Here is a 17,993-nt window from a genome sequence, read left to right as displayed (position 1 = left end):
TTATTCATGTTCTATCAATATTATAGGCATAAAAAAAGACGCCTAAGCGTCTTTTTTTATTGAAAATTAGAGATTAAATTTATAAATCCCTCACTGCCTCAAGCATAGCTTTCGGCCTAATTTAGGCAAGAAACGTCGTTTCTTGATACCCCTAAATTACTCCCATTCAATCGTAGCAGGTGGTTTAGACGAAACGTCATAAACAACACGAGAAACTTCAGCAATTTCATTCATGATACGTGTAGAAATCTTGTCTACTAAGTCGTATGGAAGGTGAGCGAAACGTGCTGTCATAAAGTCAACAGTTTCAACCGCACGAAGCGCAATGACCCATGCATAACGACGACCATCACCTACAACACCAACTGATTTAACAGGTTGAAATACTGCAAATGCTTGAGCAGTTTTATCATACCAACCGCTTGCACGAAGCTCTTGCATGAAGATGTCATCTGCAAGACGTAAAATGTCAGCATATTCTTTCTTCACTTCACCCAAGATACGTACGCCAAGGCCTGGACCTGGGAATGGATGACGGTAAAGCATTTCAAATGGAAGACCTAAAGTTGTACCTAAACGGCGTACTTCGTCTTTGAACAAATCACGGATTGGTTCAACCAATTCAAACGCTAAATCTTCTGGTAAACCACCCACGTTATGGTGTGATTTAATAACGTGCGCTTTACCATTTTTAGTGGCAGCAGATTCAATCACGTCAGGGTAAATTGTACCTTGAGCAAGGAAGTTTACGCCGTCAAGCTTACGTGCTTCTTCAGCAAATACTTCGATGAACTCACGACCAATAATTTTACGTTTTTTCTCAGGATCAACTTCGCCTGCAAGCGCAGTTAAGAAGCGATTTTCAGCATCGGCACGAATCACACGGATACCCATGTTTTTCGCAAACATGTCCATCACTTGTTCGCCTTCGTTCAAACGAAGTAAACCGTTATCTACAAATACACATGTCAATTGATCGCCAATCGCGCGGTGTAAAAGTGCAGCCACAACAGATGAGTCAACACCACCTGAAAGACCTAAAAGAACTTTTTGATCGCCAATTTGCGCGCGAAGTTGTTCTACACGTAAATCGATGATATTTTCAGAATTCCACAAGCTACGGCAACCACAAATACCGTGAACGAAGTTCGACAGTAATTCAGCACCTTTTGCAGTGTGTGTTACTTCTGGGTGGAATTGAATACCGTAGAAACGACGCGCTTCGTCAGACACCATGGCAAATGGGCAACTTGGTGTGCTTGCAGTGACTTGGAAGCCTTCTGGAATGGCAGTCACTTTATCGCCATGACTCATCCAAACTTTAAGCTTGTCTGCAGAATCTTCAAGATCACCAATCAATTTGTCACGAACTTGAATATCTACTTCTGCATAACCAAATTCATGCACATCACCTGGCTCTACTTTACCGCCAAGTTGTTGTGACATGGTTTGAAGGCCATAGCAAATCCCTAGAACAGGAACACCAAGCTCAAACACAACTTGAGGTGCGCGAGGGCTACCATCAACATAAACGCTTTCTGGGCCACCTGATAAGATGATACCGTTTGGATTAAATGCGCGAATGTCTTCTTCAGACATATCAAAAGCATACATTTCAGAATATACGCCAGCTTCACGTACGCGACGTGCAATTAACTGACTATATTGCGAGCCGAAATCCAAAATGAGGATACGATCTTCGGTAATTTGAGTATTGGTAGTCATGACAAACAACTATGAAAGGCTAACGAAGGATTAGCGCGCCATTCTATCATTTTTCTCAGGCTAACGCACATTATTCGGACAAGCTCTAAAAACAAACAATCTCCTTGCATCACACTGCTTTTATGCTGAGACATACCGACAGTCATGATTTGCAAAAAGGTATGCTCAGCAAAGTAAAATTATCTTCAGGTCGCTTTTTCAATTTTTAGGACATGCAAACCTGTAGGCTTATAGCTATGCTTAGCAACTTCAGCATCAATATGCACTTGATCTCCAGCATGTATACCTGCTGCTTTCCAAGTTTTTTCATTCATTTCTAATAAAATTAACCCTGTCCCATCGTTAAATTCATAATTATCTAAATTCAAATGTTTAACCAACGTCCCCGTCAGCTGGACGACATCTGCATTGGCCAAATGTTTAATGTCAGCAACGTGTACCGCATGTTGCTCTGCTTGCTGAGTGGTCTGTATCACATCTTGTTGTGCCAAGGCATGTTCAGATAGAGCCAATGAACCAACAAGCACCCACGCTATTCGATATTTATTCATTATTTTGTCTCTATATTTGTATTTATTTGAAATTCTATCTAAACAAAATTCTGCCCGCTTAGATGTGCCTTTTTGTAAATGTTATACGCAAAATTAAAGCGGTCTTATGACCGCTTTATATAGCAATAAGATACTGATACTATTATGATTTTTCAAATAAAGCATCTAGACTAATTTTGCCTGCACCATGCAGTGCCAAGAAGATAAAACCACCAGACATAGCTAAGTTTTTCATCAAGTTAATGCTGTCTTCTGCACCTGAGTGGAAAATAAGCGCCGTCACTATGCTAAAACCGGCTAAACCCAATGCAACAAGACGTGTTTGTAAGCCCAGTAAAATGGCTATGCCTCCACCCAATTCCATTAAAATAGTCAAAGGTAATAAGCCACCAGGAACACCCATTGCTTCCATATAACCTTGTGTTGCTTGATAAGCCGTTAGCTTACCCCAGCCCGCAATAATAAAAATAAAAGCCAATAGTGCGCGCCCTATTACAGAACTCAATGCACTCACGACAGGATTTTCACTCGCCTGTTTCAGCACAGTATTTGGATTTAACATCTTATTCACCTGATTAAAATCTGTTCATTTGATGTGGCTATGTTATTTTGTTGCCTTTTCGGAATAAACCTGATTTCTAATAACCTTCGTCCTATAAATAGAACAAATTAATGATAAATTAGTCTGTAATTAATACTGACTTTCTATAAGGGTGCTGATAGCATCAAACCACATTTTTATGTGTTGAATATTCATGGAACTTATTGATTTTATATTGCATGTCGATACCCATTTACTCGAATTCATTCGTAATTATGGGGGATGGATTTATGCCATTCTTTTCCTGATTATTTTTGTAGAAACTGGCCTTGTGGTGATGCCGTTTTTACCTGGCGATAGTCTATTATTTGCTGCAGGGGCATTGGCTGCATCTACTGGTGCAATGAATCCTTGGGTATTGTTTATCTTATTGTTTATGGCGGCTGTGTTGGGTGATACGCTAAACTATCATATTGGTAAGTATATTGGCCCACGTGTGTTTGAAATTGAATCGCGTTTTATTAATAAACAGCATTTGATTGCAACACAAAAATTCTTTGAAAAACATGGTGGTAAAACCATTATTTTTGCGCGTTTCATTCCGTTTGCGCGTACCTTTGCACCTTTTGTAGCTGGTGCAGGCAGTATGAATTACAAATTCTTCCTGACTTATAACGTCATTGGTGCGTTCTGCTGGACAGGTTCATTCATTTTATTGGGTTACTTATTTGGCAATATGCCGATTGTAAAAGACAATTTTACTCATCTTATTTTCGGCATCATTATCATCAGTGTTTTACCCGGCATCATTGGTTTTATTCGCCAAAAGCTGAAAAAGTCTAATCCTTCAGCATAAGTGCTTGCCCTTTATGCCGAAAAAAATCGCATAATCACTGGGCACATACATAACACCAATAACATGGCCGATCCTTTATATAAAAGATCGGCTTTTATTTGCTTTAAATTTCCCGCCAAAATAGCACGACCAAAAGCCATCCAAAACATCGCCACTGGGCAAAGCACTAAGCTAAAAACCGCAAATACCAAAATAAAACTGGTCGGATTGTCCCATGTATTGAGTGGAAAAATCCCGGCAGCAAAAAGCAAAGCCTTTGGATTTTTTAAGGTCGAAAAAAATAATTGATGCGGTCGAATGCCATTAAAACGCGCATTATGTTGCTGTAAATGTTTGGCCGTCCATAAATGAAACGCCAGCCAAAACACATAGCCCACGCTAAAAAGATGCAAAATTAAGATTAAATGTGGCCAAGTCGGTGAACTTAGATGAATGAGCAAGGCCCACAAGTTAATGGCATAAAAATAACCAAAAAACTGTGCAGGAATAAACAGACTGGTTTTCGCAACACCCTGCTGATGCGCTGAGCTTGCTAGTAAGGCATTCGTCGGTCCTGGTGTCATCAGAACGGCAATCACAGCCAATACAAAAAGCCAACTCTCAATCATAAAACCTAAGAAATTCAACAAAAATCGATCGCCATTATCTGCCAAGATTGACAAAAAACAAGTACGTATCCGATCAAAAAAATGTATTTAAGCCATCACAAAGCAAGACAAAGCTGTATGCAAAATTTGCAAAAAAGCATGTAAGACAAATCAAAGAATAATAAAAAGATACTGATTTATAAAAATAATTTAAATTTAAAGCGGGGCTTTTATTTAATACTGAGCTGGCCATAAAGAGGCCAAGAGAATGTAAAGAAAAAGACAAATTTTATTACACTTTTCTCATGCTCAGCCTGTGGCACATGACAGGCCAAGCATCAGATCGAATGATTATTTTGCAGGTGTTGCTGTACGTGGAACCATTGCACAACCTTTAAAATTGGCAGCTTGTAATACCGCTTCTTGCTCCCCTTTTAAACGAGCAATTTCAGTATTTTTGGTATTGGATGATTGTCCCATATTCACAGATACACTCGGTCCAATACCCCAGCCACCACGACTTCCCCAACCACCGCCTAAACCAAGCCCGATCCCCATACCTGTACGTTTTGCAGGTTGTACACCATCATTTAAATGTCGCTGAATTCGGTTGTACTCACTTTGCAATTGGTAGCAACTCAGTGCTTGATACTGCGTTGGTGAGACATAAGTTGGTTTTACCGTCGTTGCACAAGCACCTAAGAGCATTGTACTTGTAGCCAAAAGGCTGACATAGATCGCTTTCATTCTGTTCTCAAACTACTTCTTTTCAATTTCATTGAACAATAATTGATAGGCTTGCGTCAATTTATGTTCTGCAGCCAAATGAATCAATGGCTGATTTTTATGATGCGATTCTTTCATAATAATAGACGGTGGCAACATGCTCTCTAAAACAGGTAAACCTTCATCCTTTAATTGCTGTACCACCTCACGCGGTAATTTAGCCTGTGCCTGAAACTGATTGACGACAATGCCTTCAATTTCTAAGCGATCATTATGATCATCTTGAGTTTCAATCACATTTTCAATCAGGGTTTGTAAGGCACGCTTAGAAAATACATCGCAATCAAAAGGAATTAATACACGATCCGCCGCAATTAAAGCCGATAAGGTAAAAAAGTTAAATGCAGGTGGCGTATCAATAAAGATCCGATCATATTGCCCATTTAGCTGTTGCAATGCATCGCGGAGCTTATAAATTTTATGCTTAGATTCTAATACATGCGCCAAAGCACCTAAACTTGGGCTGGCAGGAATCACGTCTAAATTTTTAAATGGCGATTGATGCACATAGCCTTCAAGACCTTTGGAACGATTTTTTAACAATGAACCAATGGCATTGCCTAATAGGCCTTTACTTTGGGGTGCGCCTAAAACGTCCTCAAAATAATTTTCAATATTTGGCTCAAGTGCAGGTTTGTCTGCCGAATAAGTTGCGTCATCGCCTAACAAATATTGACTCGAGTTGGCTTGTGGGTCTAAGTCAATCACCAAAGTTTTTAGACCTTGATGAGCACTAATGGCTGCCAAATTGACGGTAATACTGGATTTACCAACCCCACCCTTTTGATTAAATACCACGCGCGTCCGCATGTTGTCCCCTCAAATTTTATTATTGATATTCATCGATGGGTCTTAGTTTAACCAAGACCCAATTTGGCTTGCCCAATCATGTCGGACAATTAACCAAAGTTTGGCTTTAAAATCACTAAACCAATAATTGAAACTAAAGATAGCACCGCCAAAAATAGACCTGCACGGCGTTGTACCAATAAGATCTCATCTCCCTTGCGGTAAGCTTTACCCAAAGAAGACAACAAAACTAAAAACAACACCACTTTGGCATAAAACCAAGGCTGCACATCAAAGTTTTTCATCCACAATAAAACAATGCCCGTCAATGCAATGAGCGTCATGGCACCATGCTGTAACGCAACAAACAATTTACGTGCTACGGGGTTTGGCTGATTGCCTTGTACCCCTTGAAATAGGGTAAATGCACGTACTAAAACGGCCAAGCATGCCAACGCTGCACCACTCATGTGTACAATTTTAATCAGTAAATGTGTATCCATCGTGACTTATTCCGCTTTAGGTGCATGAGCACATTCTGGGCTCGGTGTGGCTTGTCCTGCCCATTCTTCAGGCAAAAAAGCATGAATTGCCAAAGCATGGATTTTACCTGCACCTAATAAGTCACCTGCAGCGCTATATACTTTTTGGTGGCGCTGGACTAAACGTAAGCCACTAAAGGCTTCGCTCACAATGATTGCTTTAAAGTGTGACTCTTTACCTGGGAAATAACCACCATGCCCAGCAGATTCGTTCACCACCTCTAAATGACTTGGCGTTAATTGCTGTAAACGCTCAATCAATTGTTGCTCCAAGTTCAAGACCTGACTCCAAAAATCCAAATTTATCGTTTGAGTATACATGCTTCTTTCGTGGCATTGCGCCAGCGCACAGACGAAAAAAACAGCCTGCGCTGAAAAAAACAGCTTAAAATTGCAAAAATTGATTTTATTTTATGCAAACAACACAAGCTTTTGCATAATTCTATTGACCGAAAAAGGCTTTACTGTATTATACGTGGCATGCGGGAATAGCTCAGTTGGTAGAGCATAACCTTGCCAAGGTTGGGGTCGGGAGTTCGAGTCTCCTTTCCCGCTCAAAATTTTTTCATTCGGTTTTTTATTTAAAAAATTGGATAGACTCCGCGGGAATAGCTCAGTTGGTAGAGCATAACCTTGCCAAGGTTGGGGTCGGGAGTTCGAGTCTCCTTTCCCGCTCCAAATTTTTTTCGATTCAGTTTTTTAGTAAAAAAACAGGATAGACTCCGCGGGAATAGCTCAGTTGGTAGAGCATAACCTTGCCAAGGTTGGGGTCGGGAGTTCGAGTCTCCTTTCCCGCTCCAAATTCAAAAAGCCCTCATCGAAAGATGGGGGCTTTTTTATTGTTGATTTAATTAATGTTTTTTAATCTAATTAGAATTATTTACTAAACCCACGCCTACCCATACAGTTCAGAATATTTGTGAAAAACCTCAGAAAAAGCCTACGGTCACTATTACGTTAGATGAAGTCGATATTTTAGTAGAAATACGTCAAACTATTCGTGCAAAAAACTATAGCGATCAACTCATAGAATTATATGCTAAAAAACAGTCTCCAGCCTTGGAACGTTTGCTGCTGTGGAGCATTCTACGCTCAAAATTAACGGAACCTCAACTGGACCTTCTCAATCATATTATTCAGCAGCAGCAACGATTTAAGCGCAAGCTTATACGTGCAGATTTTCAGCCGGTCAAGCAAAGTTCTCTGAAGACCATGTTTTCACAGTTTGCAGTCCATTGGCTGCAGGCAACGCAAAACAAAGACATTTCATCATTTTCAAATGCCGATTTTGAAGATATGTATGGAGAAATGCTTTTATTAAAGAAAGAAACAACTAGAGAGACTTTACAAAAACGCCTACAGGAGTTTCATCACAAACAGACCTTATTTTTTAACGCACCCACTATCGATCTAGATAATTTAATCCAGGTAAAAATCTGCAGAACCGCATTGATCTCGCCCCATATTTTTCACCATATGCTAGAGCAACTCGAAAATACTCAAGGTATTTCAGTTCAGGATAAAAATATGTTTAAACTGATTTTTATTCTGGGTTTCAGAGCCGGACTACGGATCAATGAAACATTGAATGTCTTCGTACGTGATCTATTTATTAGTGAAGATGCTGTGATACTCACCATTCGCAACAATCGCAATAAAAATCAAAAAAGCTACTCAGCTTACCGCAAGATTCCCCTGCATCATCTACTTAAAGCCGACGAATTACATGCATTTAAAACATATAGTCAGAATAGAAAACGTCTGCTAAAAGAACAAGGAAAATCAGTTGCACAACCGCTATTTTTAAAACAGTCCTTAGAAGAAACTCATGAAAATGAAGTGAATTCCCTATTGAAACAATTGATCCAGCCAGTTTTTGGAGAACACAATTTTACTTACCATAGTCTGCGCCATTCTGCATTTAATCATCTTTACCTGATTTTAAAAAACTCAACACTTGCAGATGCATTTACTGACTATAGCCCACATGAGCAATTACGTATCCGTTATGCATTGTTGCGAAACAGAAATACTCAGCAAACCTGGTATGCACTTTCTCATTTTGCCAGGCACCTAACGCCTGAAACCACTTGTTCAAGCTATCTGCATTTAATGCATCTAGCAATTAGCTACCAGCTGAATCAAATGCACAGCCCGCTTCCTAAAGAAGCCTATTTTAATATTCTGAAACATGATGATGCTATTAAATATCCTGTTCAGCAACGGGAGATCAAACAGTTTTTATTTGATCAACTCACTAAAGACCGTTACAGGCAACATGATCATCAATATCAACCAGAACAACAGAAATCGCCTGATTCACTGATGCTAGGAGCTCATGACTCAGAGATGACTTTTGAATTATTGCATCACATTCTTGCAGTAGAAAAAGAACAAGACCTTATGTTACCTGAAGCCATTCCTTTGCAAATCGCGCAAGAATTACGTGCTAGAGCCCAGCATTTGAAAACCTCCTGTGTAAACCAAAAAAAATCATCGAGGTTATTTACCACAGATTTTTTAAGGAAAACTCCGAATGCATTGGTCACCATGTTGCCAACCAATCAGGAGGAAAAAAAGGTCATTCAACATGTTCAGGAGCGTTATGCAAATGTACAAAGTAAATACAAAAAACAGTTTCATACGATCTACTCAATTTATCTTGAAAAAGTTCAGCCCAATTCAGCCCAGTTAATTTTTGAACTGAATGAAAAACGGCAACTGAAAAAATTTCTGTCTTTTATCGGCAGTTTATTTCCTAAAAAATATCTTCATCTCGAACTTTCTCCACAGAACAAAGAACAGCTCAAAAATACATTACAGGATTTGGGATTACGGACAGAAAATTTCAGCCTCAATGAGGATGAAAAACGAATTAAATTCTGTTTCAAATGCAAAAATGCTAAAGCACTCGGTGTTTTCAAGCTACTGATGTATCTAATGATTGTTTTTCATATTTAATAATCAGCTTTTTTAGGGCATATTTCTAATTCTCACTATACTTAAAAAAGCGAAAGTCATTGAAATGGCTTTCGCTTAAAAATGATTGAATATTTTTATTCGTTTTACAAGGATTAGGAATCCTCCATCTAATAGACATACAAAGCAATTTACACCATGAATACGATTGAATCGCTGGACTGTGTATCCATTATGTTATGTGAAGTCATAAAAATGGGAGCCTATTGCTCCCATTTTTATTGATGATTTTTTAATTCTTTCAGCATTGCTTCACGTAAAATTTTGTTCATACGTGTTTGATAACCTTTACCTTGCGATTTCAACCATGCGAGTACATCAGCATCCAGACGAACTGAAGTCTGTTGCTTGACTGGACGATAAAATTGTCCGTGACGAACTGCATTACTCCAGTCGGTGATTTCGGGAATATCAGACAGGTCTAATTGATCATCAGGCACAGCTCCCTTAGCAAGCAAGCGTTTAATTTCAGCATCTTGCTTGTCACTGAAGTTTTCATTCAGCTCTTTGCGTGTATATCTAACCATGCTCATATTGATTTCGCTCCACTTTGGTTACTTGTCTTGCACTAATAATTCGTATGATTTCACAGTCATCTTCATCAAAGATGGTGTGAGCAACTAACAGCATTAGTACGCCTTTTACCCTACCAATGGTTTGCCAACGCTCTTCCCCATTGGTATGTCTGTCTTGAATTGAGATTCGAAGAGGATCTTCAAATACAAGGCTGGCAGTTTCAAAAGAGATATCATGCTTTTTCTGATTCTTTCGATTCTTAACCTCATCCCATTCAAAATACTGTTCCATAAAAAACATTCAAATTTGTATATACAATAATGTATCACAAAATTGTATCACTCAAGTTGAAAAGCGTAATTTCTGGTCAAAATTAGTGGCAAGAAGTATCAAAATCGCTCATAAAAAAGCCGACATGTTTCCAAGCCAGCTTTTCACTGTTTTTAAGGTCGGTTAAAAAATTTTAACTATATGAAAAACAACGTGTTTTTACAATACTGTTATTCCCCAATTAAAATGTCTATGCGAAAAACCATTTAAAATGTCCTGTTTTTAATTACAACAGTCAAGAACAGGATTTAAATTTCTTTGTTCAATCACAGCCTTCTGAGCTTTACGACTTGGCATACTTTTCTTGGCACGAGTACGTTTATTTTGTTTTTCCAACTCTTCATGTTGTTGCTGAATATGGGCCAGAACTGAGCCTAATCTTTTATGCTCAACCACTTCATTCTGCTGTAATCCAGCCAACTTGTTAAAAATACTGTAGTTGAGCTTTCGTCCCTCATGCATGATTGCCACAGTACCATCTGGATATTCCATGAAGGTAATGTATTGCCCAGCGAGCTTATAATTCAGCGCTGTGGGCTCAATCAGATAAATACATTTGTCATAAGTAATGGTCAGGCTCCTCGTGACCTTACGCGGTTCCTGCCAGGTAAACACATCATCCAGCTCAGTATCAGACTCTGTTAGAGGGCGATGTAAGTTCTTGGAATTTCTCGCACACTTGGCAAATTTTAGATTGAACTGCTCAATAAAACAGGGAAGCCAGGCATTTGCTTCCGTAATCGAACTGATGCCTTCCAGACGCATTTCCTTGATCAGACGATCCTGAAGTGTTCTATTGGCACGTTCCACACGCCCTTTGGCTTGTGGTGAATTGGCAAAGATAATATCAATGTTTAACTCGCTGAGAATTCGTCCAAATTGTGTGATCTGGCTGTCCTGACTGGATTTCTGGTTCACTCTGAATACCGAATGTTTGTCGCTATAAAAGGCCAGAGGCTTGCCGTATTGCTCAATGTAGGCTTTGGTCGAAAGCATATAGTCAAAGGTGGTTTCAGCCTCACAAAAGCGCAGATGCAACAGCTTTCCAGTGGCATCATCAATATAGACTAGCAAACAGCATTTGGCAGCGCGACCTTCAAACCAGTCATGATATGAGCCATCAATCTGGATCAGTTCACCGAAGCAATCACGGTTATATCTAGGCTGATATGGACGTTTCAGGCGTTTGGATCGCGGAATCCACAGGTCATTGGCCGTCATCCAGCGCCGAAGCGTTTCTACCGGGATATTCAGGTCAAACATGCTGCTGAGCTTCTCATGCGCCAAGGTGGGTCCAAAGCCCAGCAGATGTTCAGAAATAATGGAAAGGCATTCAGACTTTACGGCTTCATCATGGCGTCGATGGCCAGGTTGACCACGACTGGCATGTGTCAGGCCTGAAACACCGTCTTGCTTTAGCTTCTGCAATAACCGGGTAATTTGACGGGTGGAAAGATTCAGGATTTCAGCAGCACGGACCTGGGTAATACGATGATCTCGAACGTCTTGCAGAACTGCAAGCCGTTGAATTTCTTTGTCAGACATGAAGCCTACACACAACATCTACCGCACAACCAATTGGCCCGCATATAACCGAGCACTCATGAGTCGCGGAAATATTGCCATTTGGTTTGATCCTGCTACGCAATGGTATGCGCCATCAAAAGGCAAACAAGGGCGAAATCAAACCTACTCCGACGCAGCCATCCAATGCTGCTTAATGATTAAATCCTTATTCCGTCTGTCTTTACGTATGGTTACTGGCTTTGTGCAAAGTCTGATTATACTTTGCAGATTAAATTGGACAGCACCAGATTACAGTACGCTTTGTAGAAGACAAAAGCATATTGATATTGCAATCAGCTACCAAAAAAGTAGCGATGGGCTGCATCTACTCATGGACTCTACAGGCATGAAGTTTCTAGGTGAGAGCGAATGGAAGCGCAAGAAACATGGACCTGAATATCGTCGCCAAGGGCGTAAACTTCATATTGGTATAGATGCTAAAACCCTACAAATACGAGCAGTTCAGCTTACAACCAATAATGTCAGTGATTCACAGGTGCTTGGTGATTTACTTAATCAGATTCCACAAGATGAGCAGATTAACTCTGTTTATACCGATGGAGCTTATGACACCAAGCAATGCCGTCAGGTCATTGCAGATCGGCAAGCGCATGCGGTGATTCCACCTAGAAAAAATGCGAAACCATGGAAAGATACAAAGAGTAGCTCGCTAGAGCGAAATGAATTACTTCGAACAATTAAACGTTTAGGCAGGACACTATGGAAAAAATGGTCAGGCTATCATCGGCGAAGTTTGGTTGAAACTAAGATGCATTGCATCAAATTATTAGGAGATAAACTCAGTGCAAGGAGTTTTTGATAGCCAAGTGAATGAGATCCATGCACGTGTAGCAGTCCTTAACAGATTTACGGAATTAGGTCGACCACTTACCCAAGTTACGCCTTAAATTTAGCTCAATTAGGGGCGCTTTGCATTTCAAATCTTTGTGCAACAAAGCCGTGCAAAAGTGTTTTGAGGAAGCAGTATTCTGGTGCAATTACAGAAGACACAAGGCAATTATGAATACGTGCTATCTGCCCTGCCTTCTGAAGCTAGAAAGAAGGAATCATGTTTTTTTAAAATTAATGATAATTATTATCAATTAAAAATTAAGATTTATCAAGCTTGTGTTTTAAACATCTTTGCCTTAGCAGCATGACATAACACTATGTTTTAAAAAATTTTAATTGTTGTTTAATTTAATATAAATCTTCTAAAGTCAAATATTTAAAAAACATTAGATATAAATTTTCTTTGCCAAGAATAAAACCTTATACATGGTAGGTCTTTGGTAGGTGTATTTTTTTTAAGCGCTATTGAATACTCATTTTAGGGTAAGCATCACCCATAACAATGATGATAAATAATGGTAGAAGGAATCGCACCATGGCTTTTAAAAATATTGCAGATCAAACAAACGGTTTTTACATCCCTTGTGTTTCACTTTTCGGCCCAGGCTGTGCCAAAGAAATTGGTGCAAAAGCACAAAATCTCGGTGCCAAAAAAGCATTGATCGTCACCGATGCTGGCCTGTTTAAATTTGGCGTCGCGGACACCATCGCAGGCTATCTGAAAGAAGCTGGCGTAGATAGCCATATTTTCCCTGGCGCAGAACCTAATCCGACCGACATTAACGTGCATAATGGCGTAAAAGAATATAACGACCAAGGCTGTGATTTTATTGTGTCACTGGGTGGTGGTTCTTCACATGACTGTGCCAAAGGCATTGGCTTGGTAACCGCAGGTGGTGGCCATATCCGTGATTATGAAGGCATTGATAAAAGCACCGTGCCTATGACACCGTTGATTGCGATTAATACCACTGCGGGTACGGCTTCAGAAATGACACGTTTCTGTATTATTACCAACACAGACACGCACGTAAAAATGGCTATTGTGGACTGGCGCTGTACCCCACTCATCGCAATTGATGATCCAAAACTCATGATCGCAAAACCTGCTGCGCTTACAGCAGCAACAGGTATGGATGCCCTTACACATGCGGTCGAAGCTTATGTATCTACAGCAGCCAACCCAATTACCGACGCTTGCGCAGAAAAAGCCATCAGCATGATCAGTGAATGGCTGAGCCCAGCTGTGGCAAATGGTGAAAACCTAGAAGCACGTGATGCGATGAGCTATGCACAATATCTTGCAGGTATGGCTTTTAACAACGCATCATTAGGTTATGTACATGCAATGGCGCATCAATTAGGCGGTTTCTACAACCTACCACATGGTGTCTGCAATGCCGTATTACTACCGCATGTATGCGAGTTTAATTTAATCGCTTGTCCAGACCGCTATGCCCGTATTGCGCAGTTGATGGGCGTAAATACAGACGGACTGACTATCAATGAAGCAGCCTTTGCAGCCATTGATGCGATACGTGCACTGTCTGCATCTATTGGTATTCCTTCTAGCTTGTCAGAGCTTGGCGTAAAAGAACAAGATCTCAGCGTTATGTCTGAAAATGCGCAAAAAGATGCCTGCATGCTGACCAACCCACGCAAAGCAACACATGCACAAGTGGTCGATATCTTTAAAGCCGCATTAAAGCCAAGCGCAACTGTACAGAGCTTTAAAGCAGCAGGCTAAGCAATAAGTACTCTCCCACCCCAACTGCACTTTAAGCGCTTAATCCATTCATCGCGCGCTTAAAGTGCTTTTTAGCTTTGCTGTTGACAAAATTCCATAGTTCATCAAGGATGAGAGGCATCCGCGGCAATAAAAACAGAGCAAAATATGTCAGCAGTCCACACCTCTCCAACCTATCAGCCCGATCACCTTGGTACAGGCTATGAGCAAACCACTTTAAACTTTCCAGACGATTTTGAAGGTGCTGTTACAGCGACTTTAGTTTGAAAAAAAGCCGACACAGCTACAAAAAAAGCCGTTTTATACATTCATGGTTTTATTGATTATTTTTTTCAGACTGAAATGGCTGAGCAGTTTAATCAGCACGGTTTCGATTTTTATGCACTGGATTTACGTAAATACGGGCGCTCAATTCTGACACATCAAAAATATTATAATGTGCGTGACATTAGCGAATATGATGCGGAAATTGATCAAGCGCTCGAGATTATTGGCACCGAAGGCCATGATGCAGTTTTGCTCTGTGGGCACTCTACAGGTGGTTTAACCACGACCTTATATGCAGCGCATCATCCGAATCATCCGCTGATTAAAGCGCTCTGGGTCAACAGTCCTTTTTATGATTTCAATATGAATCCGATTAAGCGCAAATTGGGTGTACCACAGTTGAGCCGTATTGGAAAATTATTTCCAGATTTACAATTTCCCAGCGAACTCAATAAATGGTATACCGCTAGCCTACATAAGGATTTAAAGGGCGAATGGGACTTTAGCCTTGACTGGAAAAAAAGCAAATATCCAATGGTTCGTCTGAGTTTTGTGACTGCCATACATGAAGCGCAAAAAGAAATTCATCAAGGTGTGCAAATCGATGTACCCGTATTGGTGATGCACTCACATCAAACCAAGAATCCACGTAAATGGGGCAAAGATGCGCAAAGTAGCGATGTGATTTTAGGCGTCAAAGACATTCAAAAATATGCTGAGAAAATTCAGGGTGATGTCAGTATTCAAAGCATTCAAAATGGCTTGCATGATTTGGTGCTGTCCGAAAAATCCGTACGACACAATGTCTATCAGCAACTATTCAACTGGCTTGACAGCAAAGGGCTGTAATACTACAACTTAGTTACCGTTGAATGCTTTGCTCCGAAGTAGATGCTGATGCACGGGATGATTCTTCGGCATCAACTCAATCAATCTTTCTACTGCATCAACGGCTTCTGGAAAACGCGCGACGTGCTTGAGCAACACATCGGTTTCATCGGCCTTAAAAATTGCATCACTCAAACGTGACTCTAAGCAGTCACGCCATGCGCATAAAAACGGGCTTTCAGTTTTTGCTAAAAATACGCCCGAACATAACTTTAAAGCCGACTCAGTATAGCCTGCATCCAGTGCTTGTTCTGCCTGTAAAAAATCTGCCTCCACGTTGGCTAAAATTCGATATGGCCGTGAGCCCAGCATGCCTCCCAGCACATCACGTAGCTGTGACATTTCGGCCTTTAAAGTGCCTATACTAACTTTGCGCTCACCATATAAAGCCTGATGTAAAGTATCTAAGGTCATGCCCTGCGGACAGAGTGCAAGAATGGTTAAAATTTCAATTTGGCGCGGTGTCATCACCAGCATTTTGCCGTTAAACAAAACCTGTGAAGCTGCGAATGCACGGATATATAACTGCTGTTGATGTTGTTCGAGTAATGCCGCCTGCACAATGGACGCACAGCGTTCAGCAGCCAACAAACCTAAGCTGTTGTGATGTTGCCATGTGGTCGATAAGTCAATCACGCCCAACACTTGTTTTGAATAGGGATCAATAATTGGTGCTGCATAGCAGACCCAGTCATGAATGGAAGTCATATAGTGTTCATTGGAAAACACACAGCTGGATTGTTGCGTCTTTAGCGACAATGCCAAAGCATTGGTTCCAACCAATTCTTCTTTCCACTGTCCGCCCTGCATAAAGTGCACGCTTTCGGCAGCGCTTTGCATTTGCCGACTGGATGCACTCCAGACAATGGTGCTCCCCACATCGCCCACAGCCACAACCATTGATGACTGCTCAGCAATATGTTTCAAGTCGTCTGCGCAGCGATTTAAAGCGCGTTGCAATGCATCGGGCACTTGCTCCCTATCTTGTTGCAGTGGCGCTGCAATTCTGTCTTTAGGAATAGCTGCAGAATGTGATCTGCGCCACGAACTATGAATACTCTGTCCCAGCTGTTCCGCATGCTGTGGCGAGAGGCTATTACTTTGTCTAAACTGTTCTATTTTCTTACGTTTTTCAATTAAATTTTTCATCTCTGCCATCCTAGAGTTTCTCAACTCGGGTTGATTATTGTTATGCCATCCTCTTTGCCTTGTAACGTTTTTTGTCAGCCACTTGTAAACAGACCAACAACCAACCTTTTTCCAACCTTATAGTAAGTATGCTAATCAAATAATGTGCAAAAGTACCTTATACCAAAGCTGTATACGCTTGGTGACAGAAAACATCATAATAAACAAAGGAATATATGTATGCGTTACGCAGATCCAAATCAAAACGGTTCAAAAGTCCAATTTAAGTCACAATATGAAAATTTTATTGGGGGCAAATGGGTCGCACCGGTCAAAGGCGAATATTTTGACAACATCTCCCCCGTTGACGGCAAAGCATTTACCAAAATTCCGCGCTCATCTGCAGAAGATATTGAGTTAGCGCTCGATGCAGCCCACGCAGCCAAAGCCGAATGGAATAACACCTCCCCAACCACACGCTCTAATCTGTTACTGAAAATTGCAGATCGCTTAGAAGAAAATCTAGAATTATTGGCCGTTGCAGAAACCTGGGACAACGGCAAACCGATCCGCGAAACACTGGCTGCAGATATTCCACTCACCATTGACCACTTCCGTTATTTTGCTAGCTGCATCCGCGCACAAGAAGGCGGTATTTCGGAAATTGATGGTGACACCATTGCTTACCATTTCCATGAACCTTTGGGTGTTGTGGGGCAAATTATTCCTTGGAACTTCCCTATCTTAATGGCGGCTTGGAAACTTGCACCTGCCTTGGCTGCGGGTAACTGCATTGTGCTTAAACCTGCTGAGCAAACTCCGGCCAGCATTTTGGTTTTGGCAGAATTAATCCAAGACATCCTACCTGCTGGCGTACTGAATATTGTCAACGGATACGGCGTAGAAGTCGGCCGTCCATTAGCAACTAATCCACGTATTGCCAAAATTGCATTTACGGGTTCTACGGCTGTCGGCCAAATGATCATGCAGTATGCCACTGAAAATATTATTCCTGTAACACTGGAACTAGGTGGCAAATCACCAAACATTTTCTTTGAAGATGTGATGGATCAAGACGATGACTTTTTGGATAAAGCGCTGGAAGGCTTTGCCATGTTCGCACTCAACCAAGGTGAAATTTGTACCTGTCCTTCACGTGCTTTAGTTCATGAAAGCATTGCAGACAAATTCCTTGAAAAAGCCATTGAACGTGTAAAGCGCATTAAGACCGGCCACCCACTAGATACCGACACCATGATTGGCGCTCAAGCTTCGCAAGAGCAACAAGATAAAATTTTGGGCTGTATCGCCACAGGCCGCGCAGAAGGCGCGCAAGTGCTGAC

General features: G+C 40.9%; 15 protein-coding genes, 3 tRNA genes and 3 pseudogenes. 9 read left to right on the top strand and 12 right to left on the bottom strand.

What is annotated here, in order from left to right:
• Window positions 1-156: 156 nt before the first annotated feature.
• From guaA to DYI81_RS13210, 3 genes are all read right to left on the bottom strand, one after another.
• Window positions 157-1,725, bottom strand: a complete 1,569-nt coding sequence (guaA, locus tag DYI81_RS13220; protein WP_117007794.1) for a glutamine-hydrolyzing GMP synthase — start codon at window positions 1,723-1,725, stop codon at window positions 157-159.
• 185 nt (window positions 1,726-1,910) lie between these two features.
• Window positions 1,911-2,276 carry a NirD/YgiW/YdeI family stress tolerance protein gene (locus DYI81_RS13215; RefSeq protein WP_117007793.1) on the bottom strand — a complete coding sequence of 122 codons (366 nt, stop codon included), beginning with the start codon at window positions 2,274-2,276 and terminating at the stop codon, window positions 1,911-1,913.
• 142 nt (window positions 2,277-2,418) lie between these two features.
• A complete protein-coding gene (locus DYI81_RS13210; RefSeq protein WP_117007792.1) occupies window positions 2,419-2,838 on the bottom strand; it encodes a DoxX family protein in 420 nt (139 codons plus the stop codon).
• A gap of 193 nt (window positions 2,839-3,031) precedes the next feature.
• Between DYI81_RS13210 and DYI81_RS13205 the strand changes: the two genes are divergently transcribed.
• Entirely contained in the window at window positions 3,032-3,673 is a 642-nt protein-coding gene (locus DYI81_RS13205; protein ID WP_106985272.1) for a DedA family protein, read from the top strand.
• Window positions 3,674-3,684: 11 nt separating this feature from the next.
• Here the strand turns inward: DYI81_RS13205 and DYI81_RS13200 are convergent, their stop codons facing one another.
• The 5 genes from DYI81_RS13200 to DYI81_RS13180 all read right to left on the bottom strand — a co-directional run bounded on the left by DYI81_RS13200 (window position 3,685) and on the right by DYI81_RS13180 (window position 6,656).
• Entirely contained in the window at window positions 3,685-4,281 is a 597-nt protein-coding gene (locus tag DYI81_RS13200) for a threonine transporter RhtB (RefSeq protein ID WP_117007791.1), read from the bottom strand.
• A 330-nt stretch (window positions 4,282-4,611) separates the two neighbouring features.
• Window positions 4,612-5,007, bottom strand: coding sequence for a hypothetical protein (locus DYI81_RS13195; protein WP_117007790.1), 396 nt, complete (start codon window positions 5,005-5,007; stop codon window positions 4,612-4,614).
• Between the two features lie 12 nt (window positions 5,008-5,019).
• A complete protein-coding gene (locus DYI81_RS13190) occupies window positions 5,020-5,856 on the bottom strand; it encodes a ParA family protein (protein ID WP_106985270.1) in 837 nt (278 codons plus the stop codon).
• Window positions 5,857-5,945: 89 nt separating this feature from the next.
• On the bottom strand, window positions 5,946-6,338 hold the full coding sequence (locus DYI81_RS13185; RefSeq protein WP_117007789.1) for a SirB2 family protein: 393 nt from the start codon (window positions 6,336-6,338) through the stop codon (window positions 5,946-5,948).
• Between the two features lie 6 nt (window positions 6,339-6,344).
• Window positions 6,345-6,656, bottom strand: coding sequence for a BolA family protein (locus DYI81_RS13180; protein WP_106985333.1), 312 nt, complete (start codon window positions 6,654-6,656; stop codon window positions 6,345-6,347).
• A gap of 203 nt (window positions 6,657-6,859) precedes the next feature.
• Between DYI81_RS13180 and DYI81_RS13170 the strand changes: the two genes are divergently transcribed.
• From DYI81_RS13170 to DYI81_RS13155, 4 genes and pseudogenes are all read left to right on the top strand, one after another.
• Window positions 6,860-6,932 (top strand) — tRNA-Gly (locus tag DYI81_RS13170).
• A gap of 47 nt (window positions 6,933-6,979) precedes the next feature.
• A tRNA-Gly gene (locus DYI81_RS13165) sits at window positions 6,980-7,055 on the top strand.
• 46 nt (window positions 7,056-7,101) lie between these two features.
• A tRNA-Gly gene (locus tag DYI81_RS13160) sits at window positions 7,102-7,177 on the top strand.
• Between the two features lie 169 nt (window positions 7,178-7,346).
• Window positions 7,347-9,338: pseudogene (locus DYI81_RS13155) on the top strand (tyrosine-type recombinase/integrase); the annotation flags it as partial.
• 236 nt (window positions 9,339-9,574) lie between these two features.
• Here the strand turns inward: DYI81_RS13155 and DYI81_RS13150 are convergent.
• From DYI81_RS13150 to DYI81_RS13140, 3 genes are all read right to left on the bottom strand, one after another.
• The gene (locus DYI81_RS13150) at window positions 9,575-9,889 is read right to left on the bottom strand and encodes a BrnA antitoxin family protein (protein WP_117007787.1); all 315 of its coding nucleotides are present in this window, start codon (window positions 9,887-9,889) and stop codon (window positions 9,575-9,577) included.
• A complete protein-coding gene (locus DYI81_RS13145) occupies window positions 9,876-10,163 on the bottom strand; it encodes a BrnT family toxin (RefSeq protein WP_117007786.1) in 288 nt (95 codons plus the stop codon). Before DYI81_RS13145 ends, DYI81_RS13150 begins: the two co-directional genes overlap by 14 nt.
• Before the next feature lie 261 nt (window positions 10,164-10,424).
• On the bottom strand, window positions 10,425-11,747 hold the full coding sequence (locus tag DYI81_RS13140) for an ISNCY family transposase (RefSeq protein WP_117007785.1): 1,323 nt from the start codon (window positions 11,745-11,747) through the stop codon (window positions 10,425-10,427).
• Here DYI81_RS13140 and DYI81_RS13135 point away from each other — a divergent pair.
• The 3 genes and pseudogenes from DYI81_RS13135 to DYI81_RS13125 all read left to right on the top strand — a co-directional run bounded on the left by DYI81_RS13135 (window position 11,746) and on the right by DYI81_RS13125 (window position 15,483).
• A pseudogene (locus DYI81_RS13135) lies at window positions 11,746-12,676 on the top strand (IS5 family transposase). The gene DYI81_RS13140 and the pseudogene DYI81_RS13135 sit on opposite strands and share 2 nt — an antisense overlap.
• A 479-nt stretch (window positions 12,677-13,155) precedes the next feature.
• On the top strand, window positions 13,156-14,367 hold the full coding sequence (locus DYI81_RS13130) for an iron-containing alcohol dehydrogenase (RefSeq protein WP_117007783.1): 1,212 nt from the start codon (window positions 13,156-13,158) through the stop codon (window positions 14,365-14,367).
• Between the two features lie 147 nt (window positions 14,368-14,514).
• Window positions 14,515-15,483: pseudogene (locus DYI81_RS13125) on the top strand (alpha/beta hydrolase).
• Window positions 15,484-15,492: 9 nt separating this feature from the next.
• Here DYI81_RS13125 and DYI81_RS13120 read toward each other — a convergent pair.
• Window positions 15,493-16,680, bottom strand: coding sequence for a transcriptional regulator (locus DYI81_RS13120; RefSeq protein WP_117007782.1), 1,188 nt, complete (start codon window positions 16,678-16,680; stop codon window positions 15,493-15,495).
• A gap of 210 nt (window positions 16,681-16,890) precedes the next feature.
• On the opposite strand from DYI81_RS13120, the gene DYI81_RS13115 reads away from it, so the two are divergent.
• The coding region (locus tag DYI81_RS13115; RefSeq protein WP_117007781.1) for an aldehyde dehydrogenase family protein at window positions 16,891-17,993 on the top strand (1,103 nt) is incomplete at its 3' end.

The sequence above is a fragment of the Acinetobacter sp. SWAC5 genome (assembly GCF_003419885.1).
Classification (GTDB): domain Bacteria; phylum Pseudomonadota; class Gammaproteobacteria; order Pseudomonadales; family Moraxellaceae; genus Acinetobacter; species Acinetobacter cumulans.
The sequence above is the reverse complement of the archived record's forward strand: the minus strand, read 5'-3'. Positions and strand labels throughout refer to the sequence as shown.

Bases quoted from the DNA above. Each gene is read 5' to 3' on its own strand.
- guaA (WP_117007794.1), bottom strand. From the start codon at position 1,725: ATGACTACCAATACTCAAATTACCGAAGATCGTATCCTCATTTTGGAT.
- DYI81_RS13215 (WP_117007793.1), bottom strand. From the start codon at position 2,276: ATGAATAAATATCGAATAGCGTGGGTGCTTGTTGGTTCATTGGCTCTA.
- DYI81_RS13210 (WP_117007792.1), bottom strand. From the start codon at position 2,838: ATGTTAAATCCAAATACTGTGCTGAAACAGGCGAGTGAAAATCCTGTC.
- DYI81_RS13205 (WP_106985272.1), top strand. From the start codon at position 3,032: ATGGAACTTATTGATTTTATATTGCATGTCGATACCCATTTACTCGAA.
- DYI81_RS13200 (WP_117007791.1), bottom strand. From the start codon at position 4,281: ATGATTGAGAGTTGGCTTTTTGTATTGGCTGTGATTGCCGTTCTGATG.
- DYI81_RS13195 (WP_117007790.1), bottom strand. From the start codon at position 5,007: ATGAAAGCGATCTATGTCAGCCTTTTGGCTACAAGTACAATGCTCTTA.
- DYI81_RS13190 (WP_106985270.1), bottom strand. From the start codon at position 5,856: ATGCGGACGCGCGTGGTATTTAATCAAAAGGGTGGGGTTGGTAAATCC.
- DYI81_RS13185 (WP_117007789.1), bottom strand. From the start codon at position 6,338: ATGGATACACATTTACTGATTAAAATTGTACACATGAGTGGTGCAGCG.
- DYI81_RS13150 (WP_117007787.1), bottom strand. From the start codon at position 9,889: ATGAGCATGGTTAGATATACACGCAAAGAGCTGAATGAAAACTTCAGT.
- DYI81_RS13145 (WP_117007786.1), bottom strand. From the start codon at position 10,163: ATGGAACAGTATTTTGAATGGGATGAGGTTAAGAATCGAAAGAATCAG.
- DYI81_RS13140 (WP_117007785.1), bottom strand. From the start codon at position 11,747: ATGTCTGACAAAGAAATTCAACGGCTTGCAGTTCTGCAAGACGTTCGA.
- DYI81_RS13130 (WP_117007783.1), top strand. From the start codon at position 13,156: ATGGCTTTTAAAAATATTGCAGATCAAACAAACGGTTTTTACATCCCT.
- DYI81_RS13120 (WP_117007782.1), bottom strand. From the start codon at position 16,680: ATGGCAGAGATGAAAAATTTAATTGAAAAACGTAAGAAAATAGAACAG.